This is a genomic window from Streptomyces sp. NPDC101152 (assembly GCF_044768275.1).
In the GTDB taxonomy this organism is placed as follows: Bacteria; Actinomycetota; Actinomycetes; order Streptomycetales; family Streptomycetaceae; genus Streptomyces.
Window position 1 is genome coordinate 111,521 of the sequence record NZ_JBIWPO010000005.1, and the last position, 17,247, is coordinate 128,767.

At 70.4% G+C, this 17,247-nt stretch carries 18 protein-coding genes; 11 read left to right on the top strand and 7 right to left on the bottom strand.

The features are described 5' to 3' along the window. The first annotated feature begins 8 nt into the window (after window positions 1-8). A complete protein-coding gene (locus ACIRVK_RS08525; RefSeq protein ID WP_404244683.1) occupies window positions 9-548 on the top strand; it encodes an NUDIX hydrolase in 540 nt (179 codons plus the stop codon). Between the two features lie 9 nt (window positions 549-557). On the opposite strand, the gene ACIRVK_RS08530 is transcribed toward ACIRVK_RS08525, so the two are convergent. Together ACIRVK_RS08530 and ACIRVK_RS08535 are read right to left on the bottom strand one after the other, a co-directional pair. Continuing rightward, window positions 558-815 carry a hypothetical protein gene (locus ACIRVK_RS08530; protein WP_404244684.1) on the bottom strand — a complete coding sequence of 86 codons (258 nt, stop codon included), beginning with the start codon at window positions 813-815 and terminating at the stop codon, window positions 558-560. Between the two features lie 223 nt (window positions 816-1,038). Continuing rightward, on the bottom strand, window positions 1,039-1,902 hold the full coding sequence (locus ACIRVK_RS08535) for a 3-hydroxybutyryl-CoA dehydrogenase (RefSeq protein ID WP_404244685.1): 864 nt from the start codon (window positions 1,900-1,902) through the stop codon (window positions 1,039-1,041). 186 nt (window positions 1,903-2,088) lie between these two features. Between ACIRVK_RS08535 and ACIRVK_RS08540 the strand changes: the two genes are divergently transcribed. Continuing rightward, the gene (locus tag ACIRVK_RS08540) at window positions 2,089-3,363 is read left to right on the top strand and encodes a glycoside hydrolase family 10 protein (RefSeq protein ID WP_404244686.1); all 1,275 of its coding nucleotides are present in this window, start codon (window positions 2,089-2,091) and stop codon (window positions 3,361-3,363) included. Window positions 3,364-3,385: 22 nt separating this feature from the next. Here ACIRVK_RS08540 and ACIRVK_RS08545 read toward each other — a convergent pair whose 3' ends face one another. Together ACIRVK_RS08545 and ACIRVK_RS08550 are read right to left on the bottom strand one after the other, a co-directional pair. Further along, window positions 3,386-3,583, bottom strand: coding sequence for a DUF1918 domain-containing protein (locus ACIRVK_RS08545; RefSeq protein WP_404244687.1), 198 nt, complete (start codon window positions 3,581-3,583; stop codon window positions 3,386-3,388). A 63-nt stretch (window positions 3,584-3,646) separates the two neighbouring features. After that, on the bottom strand, window positions 3,647-4,564 hold the full coding sequence (locus tag ACIRVK_RS08550; protein WP_404244688.1) for a DMT family transporter: 918 nt from the start codon (window positions 4,562-4,564) through the stop codon (window positions 3,647-3,649). Between ACIRVK_RS08550 and ACIRVK_RS08555 the strand changes: the two genes are divergently transcribed. The 3 genes from ACIRVK_RS08555 to ACIRVK_RS08565 all read left to right on the top strand — a co-directional run bounded on the left by ACIRVK_RS08555 (window position 4,563) and on the right by ACIRVK_RS08565 (window position 7,174). After that, the gene (locus ACIRVK_RS08555; protein ID WP_404244689.1) at window positions 4,563-5,999 is read left to right on the top strand and encodes a PLP-dependent aminotransferase family protein; all 1,437 of its coding nucleotides are present in this window, start codon (window positions 4,563-4,565) and stop codon (window positions 5,997-5,999) included. The two genes, ACIRVK_RS08550 and ACIRVK_RS08555, sit on opposite strands and share 2 nt — an antisense overlap. A 40-nt stretch (window positions 6,000-6,039) precedes the next feature. Continuing rightward, entirely contained in the window at window positions 6,040-6,477 is a 438-nt protein-coding gene (locus ACIRVK_RS08560) for a GNAT family N-acetyltransferase (protein ID WP_404244690.1), read from the top strand. Window positions 6,478-6,580: 103 nt separating this feature from the next. Beyond that, entirely contained in the window at window positions 6,581-7,174 is a 594-nt protein-coding gene (locus tag ACIRVK_RS08565; protein WP_404244691.1) for a histidine phosphatase family protein, read from the top strand. Here the strand turns inward: ACIRVK_RS08565 and ACIRVK_RS08570 are convergent. Continuing rightward, window positions 7,156-7,581: a DUF6314 family protein gene (locus ACIRVK_RS08570; protein ID WP_404244692.1), complete on the bottom strand. Its 426-nt coding sequence runs from the start codon at window positions 7,579-7,581 to the stop codon at window positions 7,156-7,158. The two genes, ACIRVK_RS08565 and ACIRVK_RS08570, sit on opposite strands and share 19 nt — an antisense overlap. A gap of 227 nt (window positions 7,582-7,808) precedes the next feature. Between ACIRVK_RS08570 and ACIRVK_RS08575 the strand changes: the two genes are divergently transcribed. The 3 genes from ACIRVK_RS08575 to ACIRVK_RS08585 are packed head-to-tail and all read left to right on the top strand — an operon-like array spanning window position 7,809 to window position 11,754. Beyond that, complete coding sequence (locus tag ACIRVK_RS08575; RefSeq protein WP_404244693.1) at window positions 7,809-10,403, top strand: YfhO family protein; 2,595 nt, start codon at window positions 7,809-7,811, stop codon at window positions 10,401-10,403. 20 nt (window positions 10,404-10,423) lie between these two features. Continuing rightward, window positions 10,424-11,374 carry a glycosyltransferase family 2 protein gene (locus ACIRVK_RS08580; protein WP_404244694.1) on the top strand — a complete coding sequence of 317 codons (951 nt, stop codon included), beginning with the start codon at window positions 10,424-10,426 and terminating at the stop codon, window positions 11,372-11,374. Between the two features lie 11 nt (window positions 11,375-11,385). Continuing rightward, on the top strand, window positions 11,386-11,754 hold the full coding sequence (locus tag ACIRVK_RS08585) for a GtrA family protein (protein WP_404244935.1): 369 nt from the start codon (window positions 11,386-11,388) through the stop codon (window positions 11,752-11,754). A 634-nt stretch (window positions 11,755-12,388) separates the two neighbouring features. On the opposite strand, the gene ACIRVK_RS08590 is transcribed toward ACIRVK_RS08585, so the two are convergent. Both ACIRVK_RS08590 and ACIRVK_RS08595 read right to left on the bottom strand, forming a co-directional pair. Then, window positions 12,389-13,000, bottom strand: a complete 612-nt coding sequence (locus ACIRVK_RS08590) for a TetR/AcrR family transcriptional regulator (RefSeq protein WP_404244696.1) — start codon at window positions 12,998-13,000, stop codon at window positions 12,389-12,391. Window positions 13,001-13,009: 9 nt separating this feature from the next. Next, window positions 13,010-13,819, bottom strand: coding sequence for an IclR family transcriptional regulator (locus ACIRVK_RS08595; protein ID WP_365218685.1), 810 nt, complete (start codon window positions 13,817-13,819; stop codon window positions 13,010-13,012). Window positions 13,820-14,137: 318 nt separating this feature from the next. On the opposite strand from ACIRVK_RS08595, the gene ACIRVK_RS08600 reads away from it, so the two are divergent. From ACIRVK_RS08600 to ACIRVK_RS08610, 3 genes are all read left to right on the top strand, one after another. Further along, a complete protein-coding gene (locus ACIRVK_RS08600) occupies window positions 14,138-15,376 on the top strand; it encodes an NAD(P)/FAD-dependent oxidoreductase (protein WP_404244697.1) in 1,239 nt (412 codons plus the stop codon). A gap of 93 nt (window positions 15,377-15,469) precedes the next feature. Next, window positions 15,470-16,318 carry an alpha/beta fold hydrolase gene (locus ACIRVK_RS08605; RefSeq protein ID WP_404244698.1) on the top strand — a complete coding sequence of 283 codons (849 nt, stop codon included), beginning with the start codon at window positions 15,470-15,472 and terminating at the stop codon, window positions 16,316-16,318. Window positions 16,319-16,333: 15 nt separating this feature from the next. Next, window positions 16,334-17,236, top strand: coding sequence for a VOC family protein (locus ACIRVK_RS08610; RefSeq protein ID WP_404244699.1), 903 nt, complete (start codon window positions 16,334-16,336; stop codon window positions 17,234-17,236). The last annotated feature ends 11 nt before the right edge of the window (window positions 17,237-17,247 follow it).

Consider the following 17,247-nt stretch of genomic DNA (forward strand, 5'->3'; position numbering starts at 1 on the left):
GCAGAACCGTGCAGTGGACGAAACAGAACGAACAAACTGTGTACTCAAACCGCTGGTTCAGGGTCAACCTCGCGGACGTCGAGCTGCCGGACGGCCGGCATCTCGACCACTTCCTCATACGGCTGCGCCCGGTGGCCGTGGCCACGGTGGTTAACCAGGCCAATGAGGTCCTGCTCCTGTGGCGCCACCGCTTCATCACCGACAGCTGGGGCTGGGAACTCGCCGCGGGGGTGGTCGAGGACGGCGAGGACGTCGTCCGCGCGGCCGCCAGGGAACTCGAGGAGGAGACCGGCTGGCGGCCGGGGCCCCTGCACCACCTGATGAGCGTGGAGCCGTCCAACGGCCTCACCGACGCCCGGCACCACGTCTTCTGGGCGGACGAGGGCGAGTACGTCGGACACCCCGTGGACGACTTCGAGTCTGACCGCCGGGAATGGGTCCCCCTCAAGCTCGTCCCCGACATGGTCGCCCGCGGCGAGGTCCCGGCCGCCAACATGGCGGCCGCGTTACTCCTCCTGCACCACCTGAGGCTCGGACAGGACGGCTAGTGCCCCGTCTCAGCGGCCCAGGGCCTGCCAGATGGTCGCCACGAGCGCGCCCACCGCGGTCAGTGTCGCAATCGCGGGCAGTGGCCAGCGGGCGTGCTCGAGGGCGACGACACGTGCGCTCAGGTCGTCGACCTCCTTGTCCGTCTCCTCCGTGCGATGGGTGAGCAGGGCCAGCCCTCCTTCGACGCGCGCGTAGGCGACGTCGAGGCGACGGCGTAACTCTGCGAGTTCTCCATGGACCACGGGATGCTCCGGGTCGGCGGTCACGGGTCCGCTCCTTTCCGTAGTCGTCACATCCCTTGCATGCGCATGAGGAGTCAACTCGCCTGGTGGACGTGTGGGGAGAGTGTGCGAACGGCATATGCGGGCCCGGCGCGCACACGCCGTGTGAATGGCACGGGCCCGGCACCACGAAGAGTGCCGGGCCCGTGCCGGTTGCACTGTGTGACCAGCACCCTGGAACGGGCACGGTGCACCGAGTCGCGGCGGGTCAGCCGCCGTAGGTGTAGAAGCCCGAGCCGGACTTGCGACCCAGTCGGCCCGCGTCGACCATGCGCTGTAGCAGCGGGGGAGCGGCGTACAGGGGTTCCTTGTACTCCTCGTACATGGAGAAGGCCACCGAGGCCACCGTGTCCAGGCCGATGAGGTCGGACAGCTTCAGCGGGCCCATCGGGTGGGCGCAGCCGAGTTCCATGCCGTTGTCGATGTCCTCGCGGCTGGCGATGCCCGACTCGAACATCCGGATCGCGGAGAGCAGGTACGGAATCAGCAGCGCGTTGACCACGAAGCCGGAGCGGTCCTGGGCGCGGATCGCGTGCTTGCCGAGGACCTTCTCCGCGAACAGCTGGGCCCGGCCGAGCGTGCCCTCCGAGGTGGTGAGCGCCGGGATCAGCTCGACCAGCTTCTGCACCGGGGCCGGGTTGAAGAAGTGGACGCCGATGACCTGGTCGGGCCGCGAGGTGGCGACCGCGAGCCGCACCAGCGGAATGGAGGAGGTGTTGGAGGCCAGGATCGCGTCGGGCCGGGTGACGACCTGGTCGAGCACCTGGAAGATCTCCGTCTTGACCTGCTCGTTCTCGACGACGGCCTCGATCACCAGGTCCCGGTCGGCGAACTCGCCCAAGTCGGTGGTGAAGCTCAGCCGCGCCTGCGTGGCCGCCAGCTCCTCCGCGCTGATCTTGCCGCGCTCGGCCGCCTTGGACAGGGAGTTGAACAGCCGGGTCCGGCCGATCTCCAGGGCCTCGCCGGTGGTCTCGGCGACCTTCACGTCCAGTCCGGCCCGGGCGCACACCTCGGCGATGCCCGCTCCCATCTGGCCGCAGCCGACCACTCCGACGCGCTCGATGTCGGTCACATCGTCCCCTTCGCTGATCTGTGAATCGGGCAGGTTACCCGCTGGTTCGGCGCCTGCTCCAAACCTGCACGTTACCTCCGGCGATCGTTGATCGATCGTTCGGGTACCGCGTGGCAGTCTGGCGCGGGACCCGGCCCGGGTCGAGAATCGCCCGGGCACGTACACGCAGCACACGGAGGTAGGGGAATGCAGCACCGCAGGACTCGGCTGTCGCGGCGTGCGTTCGCGGTGACGGCCCTGTCGGCCCTCGTGGCGGGGGGCGGCGCGATGGCGGCCGGTGCGGCGATGGCGGGCGGCCCGGACGGCGCGGGCGACTCGGGTCGGCGGAAGGTGCCGAGGCAGCTGCGGGGCGTGTGGGTGGCGACCGTGACGAACCGGGACTGGCCGTCCAAGCCGGGCCTGAGCGTGGACCGGCAGAAGGCCGAGCTGACCTTGATCCTCGACCAGGCCGTCAAGGACCGCCTCAATGCCGTGATCCTCCAGGTCCGCCCGACGGCCGACGCACTGTGGCCCTCCCCCTACGAACCCTGGTCGAACGTCCTCACCGGCACGCAGGGCCAGGCGCCGGGCTGGGACCCGCTGGGCACGGCGGTGAGGGAGGCGCACGCCCGCGGCCTGGAACTGCACGCCTGGTTCAACCCGTACCGGATCGCCAACCACACGGACCCGACGAAGCTCGTCGCCTCGCACCCCGCGCGCAGGCACCCGGACTGGGTGGTGACCTACGGCGGGAAGATGTACTACAACCCGGGCCTGCCACGGGTGCGGGCCTTGGTCGAGGACGCGATCCTCGACGCGGTACGCAAGTACCCGGTCGACGCCGTGCACTTCGACGACTACTTCTACCCGTACCCGGTGGCCGGCCAGACCTTCGACGACGACGAGGCCTACGACCGCTACGGCGGCGCCTTCTCGGACCGGGCCGCCTGGCGCCGGGACAACATCGACAAGCTGGTGCGCGAGACGGCGGCCAGGATCAGGCGGACCCGGCCAGGTACTCAGTTCGGCATCAGCCCGTTCGGCGTGTGGCGCAACTCCGCCACCGACCCGCTCGGCTCGGACACCAGGGCGGGCGTCCAGACGTACGACGACCTGCACGCGGACACCCGCAAGTGGGTGCGCGAGCACTGGATCGACTACATCTGCCCGCAGATCTACTGGAACATCGGCTTCGCCGCCGCCGACTACGCCAAGCTCGTGCCCTGGTGGGCGGAGGTCGCCAAGGGCACACCGACGAAGCTCTACATCGGCGAGGCCCTCTACAAGGCCGGTGACCCCGCCCAGTCGGCTGCCTGGCAGAACCCCGCCGAACTCTCCGACCACCTCACCCTGGCAGCGAGGTACCCGCAGGTCCGGGGCCACGCCTTCTTCGCCGCGAAGGATGTGGCGACGGACCCGATCGGCGCGATGGCACGTGTTGTCGCCGACCACTACCAGCAGCCGGCAAGACCTCCGCGCTGATCCACGCCTGAGCCGCAGACGACTACCGGGCTTCCGTTTCCCTGTGGCGGATCTCCGTGTCGGGTCCGGGAGAGCAGATGCCCGTGTGCCCGTCCTCGAAGCGGACGCGGTACGGGGGGTTGCCCTCCTGGCCGAGGATCTCGACGATCTCGCCGACCTTGTCGTGTTGGCCTACCACCCTGCCGTGCTGGACAAGCTGGTCGCCCACGGTTGCACGCATCTGCGATGCCTCCTCACCACATGCGGGAGCAGCGGTCCGTGGCCTTGAGTCTACGGCGGGGGGTCAACCCCGCGCCCGCTGCGTGACGGCGATGCAGACGAGTACCGCCGCGGCCGTCAGCGGGGCGGCCACCGTCAGGTGCTCGCCCAGCAGCAGCACCGACCACACCAGTGTGAGCAGGGGCTGCGCAAGCTGCAACTGGCTGGCCTTGGGGACGCCGATCGCCGCCATGCCCCGGTACCAGACGACCAGGCCGAGGAACTGCGAGCCCGCCGCCACCCACAGCAGCCCGGCCACGCTGTGCGCGGTGAGCTGCACGGGTTCGTACGACAGCGCCAGCGCCGCGGCCGGCACGGACACCGGCAGACACAGCACCAGGGCCCAGCCGATCACCTGCCAGCCCGGCATCACCCGGGCCAGCCGGCCGCCCTCGGTGTAGCCGGCCGCGCACACCAGCAGCGCGCCGAACAGGTAGAGATCGGCGGTCGTCAGCGCCCCGCCGCTCTGCTGCACGGTGAAGGCGACGACCGCGGCCGCACCCGCGAGGGCCGCCGTCCAGAACGTGCGGGAGGGCCGGGTGCCCGTGCGCAGGGCGGACAACAGCGCGGTCGTGAGGGGGAGCAGGCCGACCACGACGGCGGCGTGCGCGGTGGTGGACGTCCGCAAGGCGAGCGTGGTGAGCAGGGGAAACCCGACCACGACTCCGGCGGCCACCACGGCGAGCCCCGTCCGGTGCCGCCGCTCGGGCACCGGCACCCGCGACGCGAGCAGACACCCGCCCGCGATGACCGCGGCCAGCACACCGCGCACCGCGACCAGCGACCAGGGCCCGAACCCCTCCAGCCCCCAGGCGGTGGCCGGGAAGGTGAGCGAGAAGGCGACGACGCCGAGGGCGGCCTGGAGCGTTCCGCCGGTGCTCACCCTCGGCGGGACGCCCACCGCTATCGGGGTCGGTGCGGTAGCGCTACTCTCTGTTCTCATGCAAGAGCGTAGCAGTGTCGCGGAACTGGCGGAACAGTTGAAACGGGAGCTTGACCGCTACTCTCCGGGTGGGAAGCTCCCGTCGAGCCGTGTCCTGGTCGAGCGGTTCCGGGTGAGCCCGGTGACCGTCTCCCGCGCCCTGGCCCAGTTGGCCGCCGACGGGCTGGTCGTCACCCGGCCCGGGGCCGGCGCGTACCGTGCCGAGCCGCGCGCCACCGCAGCGCCCGCCGGTGACACCTCCTGGCAGGAGGTCGCCCTGAGCGCGGACGGCGCCGCCGACCTCGTGCCGCGCACGGTGGACGCCTCCGGCGTCGTCGTGTCGCTCGCCGCGCCGCCGCCCGGTGTCATCGAGTTCAACGGCGGCTATCTGCACCCCTCGCTGCAGCCGGAGCGGGCGATGGCGGCCGCGCTGGCGCGCGCCGGACGCCGGCCCGGCGCCTGGGGCCGGCCGCCGATGGAGGGGCTGCCGGAGCTGCGCGAATGGTTCGCACGCGGTATCGGCGGCGGGGTCCGGGCGGCGGAGGTGCTGGTCACGGCGGGCGGGCAGTCCGCGCTCACCACGTCCCTGCGCGCCCTCGCCCCGCCGGGAGCCCCGGTGCTCGTCGAATCCCCCACGTACCCGGGCATGTTGGCGATCGCCAGATCGGCAGGGCTGCGTCCCTTGCCGGTCCCCGTGGACCCCGACGGCGTCCGGCCGTCCCTCCTCGCCGACGCGTTCCGCGCGACCGGCGCCCGCGTCGTCGTCTGCCAGCCCCTGTTCCAGAACCCGACCGGCGCGGTGCTCGCCCCCGACCGCCGTGCCGAGGTGCTTCGCATCGCCCGCGAGGCCGGCGCCTTCGTCGTGGAGGACGACTTCGTACGACGGCTCGTCCACGAGGACGCGGCACCGCTGCCGAGCCCGCTGGTCGCCGACGATCCCGACGGGGTCGTGGTCCACGTCGGGTCGCTGACCAAGGCGACATCGCCGAGCTTCCGGGTCAGCGCGCTCGCCGCCCGCGGCCCGGTCCTCGAACGCCTGCGCGCCATCCAGGTCGTCGATACCTTCTTCGTCCCCCGCCCGCTCCAGGAGGCGGCCCTGGAACTCGTCGGCTCCCCGGCCTGGCCCCGCCATCTCCGCGCGATCTCGGCCCAGCTCAGAACCCGCCGCGACACCATGACGGCGGCCCTCCGCCTCCATCTGCCCGAACTCGCCCTCCCGCACGTCCCGTCCGGCGGCTACCACCTCTGGCTCCGCCTCCCTGACGGTGCCGACGACGCGGCCCTGACCTCCGCCGCCCTGCGCGCGGGCGTCGCCATCACCCCCGGCCGCCCGTACTTCAGCGCCGAACCCCCGGCCCCGCACGTCCGGTTGAGCTTCGCGGCCGTCGCGGGGATCGGCGAGATCACGGAAGGGGTGCGGCGCCTGCGGGCGGCCTGTGACGAGGTGCTGGGATAACTGTTCGACTCCGGCCGGTCCGTCCTGCGAGCATCCGGCCATGACCGACACCGCGAGCCTCCCCGAGGGCTACGAGATCTCCACCGACCCCGACCGTCTCGACGTGGACCGGGTCCACCAGTGGCTGTCCACCGACGCGTACTGGGCGCAGGGCCGCCCGCTCGAGAAGCAGGAACAGGCCATCGCCGGTTCGCTCAACTTCGGGGTGTACGACAAGGTTTCGGGCGATCAGGTGGCGTACGCCCGGGTCATCACCGACCGGGCGACCTTCGCCTGGCTGTGCGACGTCTACGTGGACCGGTCCGTGCGTGGCAAGAACATCGGGACGGCGATGGTGGGCGTGGTCCGCGACCACCTGGAGGCCTTCGGTGTGCGCCGTGTCCTGCTCGCCACCGCCGACGCGCACGGCGTCTACGCCAAGCTCGGCTTCGCGCCGCTCGCCGACCCGGACCGCTGGATGGCGCTCCTCTTCGAGTGATGTGTCCGACAGGTCCTGACCGCGAAGTAAGTTCTCGGCCACCCTGGGTCACTCGCGCGCACCAGCCCTTGACCTGCCTACTTCGGCGACTCACCATCGCCGCATGCAACTTCGGGTCACGTTCGTCGCCGCCGCGCGCAGCTCCCCGCTGCTCGCCGAGCGCTTCGAGGACGACCGTCCGCTCGACCAGGCCGGCTGGGACGAGGTGCAGCGCGTCGCCCACGACCTGATCCCGCTGGCGGCGGCCGAGCTGCGCTACTGCTCGCCCACCCCGCGCAGCCGCGCGACCGGGGACGCCCTCGGCTACACCCCGCTGGTCCAACTCGCCCTGCGGGACTGCGGCATGGGCCGCTGGCGCGGGCTGACCCTCGGGGAGGCGATGGCCCGCGAGCCCGAGGCCGTGGACCTGTGGCTCGCCGACCCGCGCGCCACACCGCACGGCGGCGAGTCGCTGCTGGAGTTCATCGCCCGCGTCGGCAACTGGCTCGACACCCGGCCCGTCGAGGACGGCGGCCGGATCGTCGCCGTGGCCGAGCCGTCGGTCATCCGGGCCGCCCTGGTGTACGTCCTGAAGGCCCCGCCGCCGACGTACTGGAACATCGACGTCCGCCCCCTGTCGACCACCAGCGTGACGGGCCGCGCCGGACGGTGGAACCTCCGCTTCGACGCGGTGCCCGCTCAGCCCACGCGCGCGTAGTCGGTCGTCAGCACGAGGTCCTTCGCCGGGCCGCCCACTCGCCACACCGTGCGCCAGTGGTCCGCGTCCAGGACGCTGAACTCGCCCCGGTAGAGGTCCGCCGCACACGGGTGGTCGGCGACATGACGGCCGGAGGTCAGATCCAGGTGGTGGAAGGGGCGCCCGTCGGCGAAGCGCACGTCGGCCGTCCCCGGCGAGCTCCCCGGCAGAAAGCGCAGGGTGCGCTCGGCGGGCCGGGCGACCCCCTGCCAGACGAACGTCCCGGACTCGACGTGCAGCAGCCCGCCGCCCTCCAGCGGCTCGAACGCGGTGCTGCCCTCGAAGCGTCCCGCCTCCCCGCTCGCGAGATCCCGCACGGCACGCGTCACTCCCCACCGCCCGGCCAGGTACCCCAGTGTGTCGTCCACGGGCCACAACCCGCCGCGTCCTTCCACGGCCCCGATCCTATGTCACCATTGAATTCATCGCCAAATTACGTGCGGGGAAATTCCTGTTTCCCCGCCGTTCACCATTTCTCGCGTAAACCTCACAGGTATTCGGCAACGGCATAATTACTCTCCGCGGACGGCACAACCGAACGGATTCGCGGACCGTCTAAGCCGTCGAATCGATTACCCGCGGGGAGTATGTAGGAATGAGTCGCTCGACCCTGTTCGAAGCCGTTTCGAGCGGCCCTCACCGGTCCAGGGGGGCCGCCGCGCTGCTCGCGGCCGCCCTCACCGCGGCGGTGTTCTGCGTGTCCGACGCGGTGGCCGGCCTCCACCCCTTCGGCCCGCGCACGCGTGACGTCAACGACCTGGGCAACCAGTACGTGCCCTTCCACGCCCACCTGTGGGACCTGCTGCACGGCCAGGCCGACGGTGGCCTCCTCGTCAACTGGCAGTCCGGCTTCGGCTCCAGCTTCCTGCCCGACCTCGGCACCTACCTCAGCAGCCCGTTCGCCCTGCTCGTCGGGGTCTTCCCCCGGCACGAGATCGACCTCGCGGTGTACGTGATCACGGTGCTGAAGACGGCGACCGCCGGTGCCGCCATGGCCTGGCTGCTGCTGAGCGTGCGCCCCGGACGCTGGTGGGCGGCGGGCCTGCTGGGCACCTCGTACGCGCTGTGCGGCTGGAGCCTCGCCGTCGCCTCGTACAACCCGATGTGGCTCGACGGACTGATCGCGCTGCCGTTGTTCTGCCTGGTCGTCGAGTGGGTGCTGCGAGGCCGGCGCCCACTGGTGGGCGTGCTCGTGGTGACGGAGGCCTGGATCGCCAACTTCTACACCGCGTACATGGCGACCCTCGCCGCCGGTCTGGTGCTGCTGCTCCGGCTGTGGCTCAGCGACCTCACGCGCCGGCAGCGGCTGCGGGCTGCCGGCCGCGCCGCCGTCACCGTCGCGCTGGGCGTGGGCCTGGCGGCGCCGCTGGTCGCGGTCGTCTACTTCGGCACCAAGCACGCCTACCCGGGCAGGGTCGTGCACTTCACGCCCGTGTCGACCGAGGACCTGCTGGCCCGCTTCCTGCCGACGACATACACCTTCGGCAGCCCGGCCGTCTACGCGGGCACCGCGGCCCTCCTCCTCGCCCTCGCCCTGCCCTTCCACCGGAGCGTCCCGCCGCGGGTACGCATCGGCTGGACGGTGCTGGCCGTGGCGGTGACGCTGTCGCTGCAGTGGGAGCCGACCCACCTGGTGTGGCACGCCTTCGCCACGCCGCAGGGCAGCCCGTACCGCCAGGCCTTCGTCCTGTGCGCCCTGGTGGTGCTGGGTGCCTGGCAGGCGCTGTCGTACGGCCCGCCGGACCGGCGCGCCCTGGGTGCGGCGAGCGGACTGCTGGCGCTGATCGTCGCCGTCGCGAGCCGCAGCGCCCTGGTCGGCGGTCTCACCTGGCTGGTGCTGGCGCTGGCCGTGGCCGGCGCCCTGGGCGGGCTGGCCCTCCTGCGCCTCGCGGACGCCGGGCATCGCCGACGTACCGCGTTCACCGCGCTCGCCGTCGCCCTCCTGTTCGGCGGCCAGTTCGGCGAGGCCATGGCCACCTCGGTCCAGGCCTCCCGGATGCGGACGCGGCACATGGACTCCTACGCGCCCTGGGGACAGCGGCAGGAACGCCAGTCGGAGCTGATGTCGCAGGCTGACGGCTGGCCCCGGTACCGCACCGACCCCGGTCGCGAGCAGACCGTCGGCAACGACCCGCTGATGGTCGGCGGCCAGGGCGCCCAGTACTACAGCAGCCTCACCGCGGACGTCCTCAGCCGCACCCTCACCGCCCTCGGCGGCGGCTGGACCTCCCGCGGCCGCAGCGTGCAGAGCCTCGACAACGCCGTCACCGACGCGATCTTCTCGGTCGGCGCCCGGGTGCACTCCCCGCCGGACCCGCACCAGAAGTGGTACCCGCACGACGGCACCGCGCCGACCGTCTCCCGGGAGGCCGTGCCGCCCCTGGTGACGGTACGGCCGTCCGGCGCGGCCGCCGGCTCCTTCGGCCCGTCGCCGTACCGCAACCAGGAGCTGCTGCTGGGCACCCGCGTCTACACCGTGCCGCGGATCGCCGTCCGCGAGGCCTCGGGGGCGCCGGTCCGGGGCGGCCAGGTGGGCGCCGCGGGCAAGCCGGTCATCACGGCCCGCTGCCCCGCCGGCAGCCGGGCCTACCTCTGGGCACCCGACTTCTCCGGTACCGCACGGCTGGCCGGGGACGGGGACACCGCGCGCTTCCGGTCCCTGTCCACCCGCAACCGCGCCGCCATGGAGCCGCTCGGGCCCGTCCCGGCGTCCGGGCGGCTGCGTATCACGCTCAGCCCCGCCAGGCCCGGCCTGGTCCCGCAGGGCGCCGTCGGCTGCCTCGACACCGGCCGGCTGCAGACGGCCGTCGACCGGCTCCGGGTCACCGGTGCCACCCGGGTCACCGTCTCCGGCGGCACCCTCCACGCCCAGCTGCCCGCGGGCAGCACGGGAACCGCCGTCGTCGCCGCACCTCGCATCGCCGGCTGGCGGTGTGCCGCCGGCTCCGCCGACGCCGTACCGGCCAAGGACTTCCACGGCCTGATCGCGGTCCCGCTCGACGGCACATCGACCAGTCTGACCTGCACCTTCCACCCGCCCGGGCTGCGGCTCGGCACCGCCGTCGGGGCCGCCTCGCTGCTGACCCTGGCTTTGCTCGCCGTCCTGTCCGCCGTCCGCCGCCGGCGGACCCCCGCTCCCCAGCCGCCCACCACCACCCGGCCGCGCGAGCGCGTGGCCGGCGCACTCTGACACGTCCCCAGGGGAATCCCATGCTCATCTCGATCGTCGCACCCTGCTACAACGAGGAAGACGTCATAGAACGCTTCCACGAAGCCGTCCAGAAGGTCGCGGAGGACCTGCTCCCGCTCGGCCACGACATGGAGTTCGTGTACGTCGACGACGGCAGCCGGGACCGCACGCTCCACGTCCTGCAGCAGCTCGCCGACCTCGACGCGCGCGTGCGGTACGTGTCCTTCAGCCGCAACTTCGGCAAGGAGTCGGCCCTGCTCGCCGGGCTGCGCCACGCCTCCGGCGACTGCGTGGTCGTCATGGACTCCGACCTCCAGCACCCGCCGGAGCTCATCAAGCGCATGGTCGAGCTGCGCGGCGAGGGCTACGACCAGGTCATCGCCCGCCGCACCCGCACCGGCGACCGGTTCACCCGCACCCTCACCGCCCGCCTCTACTACCGGCTCGTCAACCGGCTCGTGGACGTCGAGCTCAAGGACGGCGTCGGCGACTTCCGGCTGCTGTCGCGCCGCGTGGTGGACGCCGTGGTCGACCTCACCGAGTACAACCGCTTCTCCAAGGGCCTGTTCGCCTGGGTCGGTTTCCCCAGCACCACCTTCGAGTACGAGAACGCCGTCCGGGAGGCGGGCCGCAGCTCCTGGAGCATGCGCAGCCTGCTCAACTACGGCCTCGACGGGCTGATCTCCTTCAACAACCGTCCGCTGCGCGCGGCCCTGCACCTCGGCTTCACCCTGCTGCTGTGCGCGGCCGCGTACACCGCGTGGATCGTGGGCGCCGCGCTCATCAACGGCGTGCAGACACCCGGCTATGTCACCATCATCACGGCCCTCACCGGACTGGCCGGGGTGCAGATGATCATGCTGGGCGTGATCGGGGAGTACACCGGCCGGATCTACTACGAGGTCAAGGGGCGACCGCACTTCCTGGTGAAGGCGACCAACGTGAAACGAGCGAAAGACCTCATCCCGTGATCTCTCGGCAGATGCTGACCTTCGCCGTCATAGGCGTCGTGAACACCGGCACGTACTACGGTTTTTACCTGCTGTTCCTGCCGCGTTTCCCTTATCTCGTGGCTCATGTTCTCGCGACCGTCATCAGCATGACCGGATCCTTTTTCCTGAACGCCAGGTTCACCTATCGCACGCGGCCCACGCTGCGGAAATTCCTGCTGTTCCCGCTGACGAACGCGGCGAATTTCATCGTCACCACCGCAGGTGTCTACGTCCTCGTGGACCTCCTGCACTTCGGCAGCCGGTACGCCCCCCTGCTCGCGTCCCTGGTGGCGATCCCGCTGACCTTCGTCGTCTCCCGCTGGATCATGCTGCCGAAGGCGGAGACCGCCCTGGTGTGACCGAGAACTTTGGTTGGCGAATCATGGACTGAGACGCGCAGGTCGGGAGCGGGTGGAGAATCCTTGTTGGCAAATCATGAGAAGGATAGTTGGCAAATCATGCTTGCCGTCGTTGACTCTCTGTAACTATAGGTAGCTCTACCTGCGACGACACCAGCGAGAGGTTGAGTGTGCTGCACAAGGCTTGCGAGATGACCGAGTCGACTGGCTAGGCCACCACTCGGCCGCCCTGGTCGTGGACGGGCTCGGGATCTGGCTGCCTTCGATGTCTGCGGCGTCAACCACTCTCGTTCTCCTGAGAGGCGGCGCGCGCAGCGATCCGTCCTCGGGGGAAGGGCTGAGTGAGCGCGACCGGATCATCCGTGACTGTGGCCTGCGCGATCAAGGGTTCCACGGTGTGCTCAGCCATCTGACCGCGAACGGCGTTTTGGAAGGGTGGTGGATCTGCCCGGATTCAGGCGACGTGCACTGGACGCTAGCGCCGAGGCGAAGACCGGCAACCCCTTGCCGACCGTGAGAGGCGGGAACGGCCGGCGGGGGTGACTTGACTCGTCAGACGTGCTGTCGTGCGTCTTGGGCCTGCTCGCGCCGATCGACGCGTATCCGATCTTCGGACGCTATGTGGTCTCGGTGATCAGTTGGGGACGGGTGAGCGCATGGTGCGCTGGAGGATCGCTCCCCGAACGAGCCGGTGGAGAGTGTCCACTTCGGCCCGGATGCGGTCCTCGTCGTCACCGGCGTTGGACACGGCGCCGGAGGTGTAGATCATGGTGATCGTCGTGAGTTCCCTCGCGCAGGCGGCGGGGTCGGGAACGCCGTAACCGCGGGCGATCGGTTCGAGGTATGCGGTCAGGTGCGCTGCGGCGCGCTGCTCCATGACGTCCACGATCTCCTGGGTCTCCCTGTTGCCGGCTTCGTGCAAGCGCAGAGAGGTGTACAGCCGGAACAGCTGCCGCTGCTTCGTGATGAGATCAGCTGCCCGCTCGTAGTAGACGGCCAGGCGCTCTTCGGGGGAGCCGGCTGAGTCGTCGACTTTAGGCAGGTTGGCGAAGAACTCGGTCGACCCTCGCTCGAGAACAGCCCTCAGGACGCCGGCCTTGCTACCGAAGTGGTGGTAGACCGAGCCGACCGGAAACCCGGATTCCTCGCAGATCTGGTTGATCGAGACGCTGCCGTACCCCTTGGACCCGAACAGGCACTCGGCCGCATCGATGATCTGATTGCGGGTATCGCGTGCGGTAACCATGCGGGGAGCCTATCCGGTGGTCGCTGTGAGGGCTGATGCGGCGAAATCCCGCATCGCGGGCGCCTTGGAGATCGCCGCGGCGGCTTGCCGGAGCGGGTTGAGGAGTACCTCACCGCTGCCGGCAGAGGACTGGAACGCCACGGACAGCGCCGCGACGGCACGGTCGCCGACCAGCACGGGCACCGCCACGCACGCCAGTCCGGGAGCGGCCTCTTCGCGGTCGGTCGCATGTCCGGCCGCTTTGACGGAGGCCAGCTGGCGGCGTATCTCGTCGGGCGTGGTCAGGGAATGGGCCGTCCTGCGCCGGAGCGGCCCGTCGAGTGCGTAGGCCGTGCTCTTCTCGTCGGAGAAGGCCAGCAGCGCCTTGCCCACCGCAGTGCAGTTCGCGGGCAGCCGGTCGCCGACCGTGGCGGGCGTGGAGACGGAACGCCGGCTGGGCAGCTTCTCCAGGTACACGACATCGGCATCGCGCAAGATCGCGAAATGCAGGGTCTGGCCGGTGAACCGGTGCAACTCCTCCAGATGCACCAACGCGGCCTCGCGCAACGCCGCCTCGGGTGGCAGCGCGCCAAGGGAGAACATCCGAAGGCCGATGCGGTATCCCTCGCGGGTCTGCTCGACCGCACCGAGGTCGACGAGCATCGACAACACCCGGTGCGCGGTCGACTTCGACAGGCCGCTGATGCGGACGACCTGGGCGAGGGTCAGAACTCTGTGCCTGTGGCTGAACGCGTTCAGAACATCGAAGGCCTTCCACAGCACGGACGGTGCGGCTGCGCCGGAGGGCGTCGTGACGCCGGATGCTGACTCATCGATCACAGCGGCTCCCTGCCATCGCTTAGAGCAAGCGCTCTAGAGTGAACATTCTAGAACGATTGCTCGGATGTTACGTCCGCATGAACCGCCGCGCAATGTGCCCGCGGAAGATTGTTTTGCTTCGACGGGTCGTACCGGTGTCCGGACATTTCCGATGGCAGGACTCCTGTCTGGCTGCGAGCGGATCAGCGCCTCGGGTCACGGCCGTCCGATCTAGGCGCAGGGAATTGGCGTTCCGGCCGCCGGGACGGTTCTGCAACAGGGCTTCCGGCCCGGACCTATCGTCCCGGCACAACCCGCCCCCCTACTCACGGAGCAACCATGGCCCGAGTCGGACACCATGTGATCGTCGGTGGCAGCGCGGCCGGAGTCGCGGCCGCCCTGGCTCTGCGGCGCACCGGTTTCGACGGCGCGGTGACGATCGTCGACGCGAGCCCGAGGCTGCCCTACGAGCGCCCCGTCCTGTCGAAAGGCCTCAGCGGCGACGAGGAGGCGATGTTCCGCCCGATCGTCCCCGCCGAGGAGTACCGGGCCGCCGAGATCGAACTTCGTCTCGGCAGCGAAGTGGACACGCTCGATCCTGAAGCCGGCCTGGTCAGGCTTTCGGACGGTGAGGCGATGAACGCCGACCGGGTCCTGCTGACGACCGGGGTGTCGGCCCGGCGCCTGTCCGTCCCGGGCAGCGATCTGCGCAACGTGCTGACCCTGCGGGACTTCGACGACGCCCGCAAGCTCGCCGCCGTGATCGCTTCGGGCGGTCCGCTGGTGATCGTGGGCGGCGGTTTCATCGGGATGGAGGTCGCCGCGGCAGCGCGGACCGCCGGCTGCGCCGTGACCGTCGTGGAGGCGGCGCCGATGCCGCTGCTCCCGCTTGGGCGTCCCCTGGCCCGGTTGGTCACCGAACTGCACCGCCAAGAAGGGGTGCGGGTCCTGACCGGAGCGAAGATCGAGGCGTTCCTCGGCACCGAAGAGGTGCAGGAAGTACTGCTGTCCGATGGAGAGCGGCTGCCCGCGGCGGCCGTGGTCATCGGTGTCGGGGTCGTTCCCAACGACGAGTTGGCGGCGGCCGCCGGCGCCGAGGTGCGGAACGGGCAGGGGATCGTCGTCGATGCCTGTGGCCGGAGCACACATCCCTGGATTCTGGCGGCGGGCGATGTGACCGTGCAGCCGCACCCCCGTCTGGCGGAGCCGGGCCGCATCGAGCACTGGGACAACGCCCAGCAGCAAGGGGCCGCCGTCGGCGCCACCATGGCGGGCGCCCCCCGGGTTCACGACGCCGTTCCCTACTTCTGGTCGGAGCAGTTCGGCCTCACCCTGCAGATGGTCGGCCGCCCCTGGGCGGATGACCGGCTCGTCGTGCGCCCTGGCGCCGACCCCCGACACTTCACCGCCTTCTGGCTCAGGGACGGCTTGGTCGTCGCCGCCGCCGGCTTGGACGCCGTTCGCGACCTCGCCATGGCCAAGAAGCTGGTCGAACGCACGGCACCGGTGTCGGCGGAGGTCCTCGCCGACGCTTCTGTCGGACTCCGCGCCCTGGTCAAGGAGACGGCACGCCGCTGAGGGCCGAGGCCGTTCCGGCCGTCGGAACGAATCGCCGTCCAGGACGCGGACCTGGCCGACACTCCACACACCATTCCACCGAAAGGAGGCGCTGTGAGCGTCTCGATCACGACCTCGGACGTCAAGGCCGGCGAGTACAGCGTGCGACTCAACCGCGCGGGCGAGGGGAACCGCGAAGCCATCCTCTTCCTGCACGGATCAGGCCCCGGCGCGACCGGCCTGTCCAACTTCGGCGGCACCATCGAGGCCTTCGCCGAGGACTACGACTGTCTGGTGATCGACCAGGTCGGCTGGGGCGACTCCAGCCACCCGGAGGACACCCCGCCCGGCGCCAGGCTGCGGCAGAACGCCGAGACCTGCCTGGCCCTGATCGACGAACTCGGCCTCGACAAGGTCCACCTGGTGGGCAACTCGATGGGCGGTTCGCTCGCGCTGAACCTGCTGACCCGCGCCCCTGAGCGCTTCGGCAAGGCCATCACCATGGGGACGGCGGGCGCCGGGAACATGGGGGCTCCCAGTCCGGCGATGTGGCGTCTGATCACCTTCTACGACGACCCCACCCCTCGGGCCATGGCCGAGCTGATCTCCTACATGCTGTACGACCCGACCCTGTTCGGGGACCGGCTCGCCGCCATCGCGGAGGAGCGTGTCGCCATGGCGACACGGCCCGAGGTGCGGCGTTCCCACCTGCAGACCTTCGCCCCGAGGCCCGCCAACCCCCTCGTCCTTCCGGAGGTCGCGCTCAAGCGCATCCCGAACGAGGTTCTGTTCGTGCACGGCAGGGAGGACGTCATCGTCTCGCCCGAGGGCAGTGAGTGGTTCGCCCGGCGCGTCCCGAACTCGCGGCTCTACCTGATGCCGCACTGCGGTCACTGGGCGCAGATCGAGCAGGCGGACAGGTTCAACAACGTCACCCGCGCCTTCCTCGCGGGTCAGATCTGAAGTGGAGTCATGCACATGAGCTTCGTCAGCGCTCTGGGCTACATCGTCTTCCGCGGTCCGCTCGAGGCCTGGAGGACCTTCGGAACCGACGTGCTGGGCCTCCAGCTCGCGGCTTCCGACGACCCTGACACCTTGCTGTTCAAGAATGACGAGAGGGCATGGCGTATCGCCGTGGAGGCCGGGGAGCCGGCCGGCCCGAAATCGGTGGTCGCGCTCGGTATGGAGGTCAAGTCCCCCAGGGATCTGGAGGTTCTGGCCGGGAATCTGCGTTCGCTCGGCGTCGACTTCCGGGAGGACGAGAAGCTCGCCGCCCGCCGCGGCGTCCGGAGGCTGATCAGCTTCGCCGACGTCGCCGGGAACACGGTCGAGGCCTATTACGGCGCGACTCAGGCCAACGAGCGATTCGTCTCTCCGCGCGGCCTCACCTTCGTCGCCGGCGACATGGGCCAGGGCGACTTCGGCGTCGGTCATACCTTCATGTTCGTCGCCGACCCGGCGAAGACCGCGAAGTTCTACCAGGACGCTCTCGGGTTCCGGCTCAGCGACACGATCGACCTCGGGCCGGAGGCGGCCCAGTTCCTGCACTGCAATCCGCGGCACCACTCGATGGCGTTCGGTGCCATCCCCGGAGTCCCGCCCGGCATCGGTCACCTGATGCTGGAGGTGACGAGCCTGGAGGACGTCGGACGGACCATGGACCTCGTGCAGAAGCAGGGCATCCCGATGCGGATGTCGATCGGCGAGCACACCAATGACCGGATGACCTCCTTCTACGTCGTGACGCCCTCCGGTTTCGACATCGAGTACGGCTTCAACGGCCGCGTCATCGACGACGACGCGTGGACGGTCGGCCACTACGACGCCGCGAGCATCTGGGGCCATCACTTCCTGGCGGCCTCTCCGGCTCCCGGCGCTTGAGAACGAAAGGA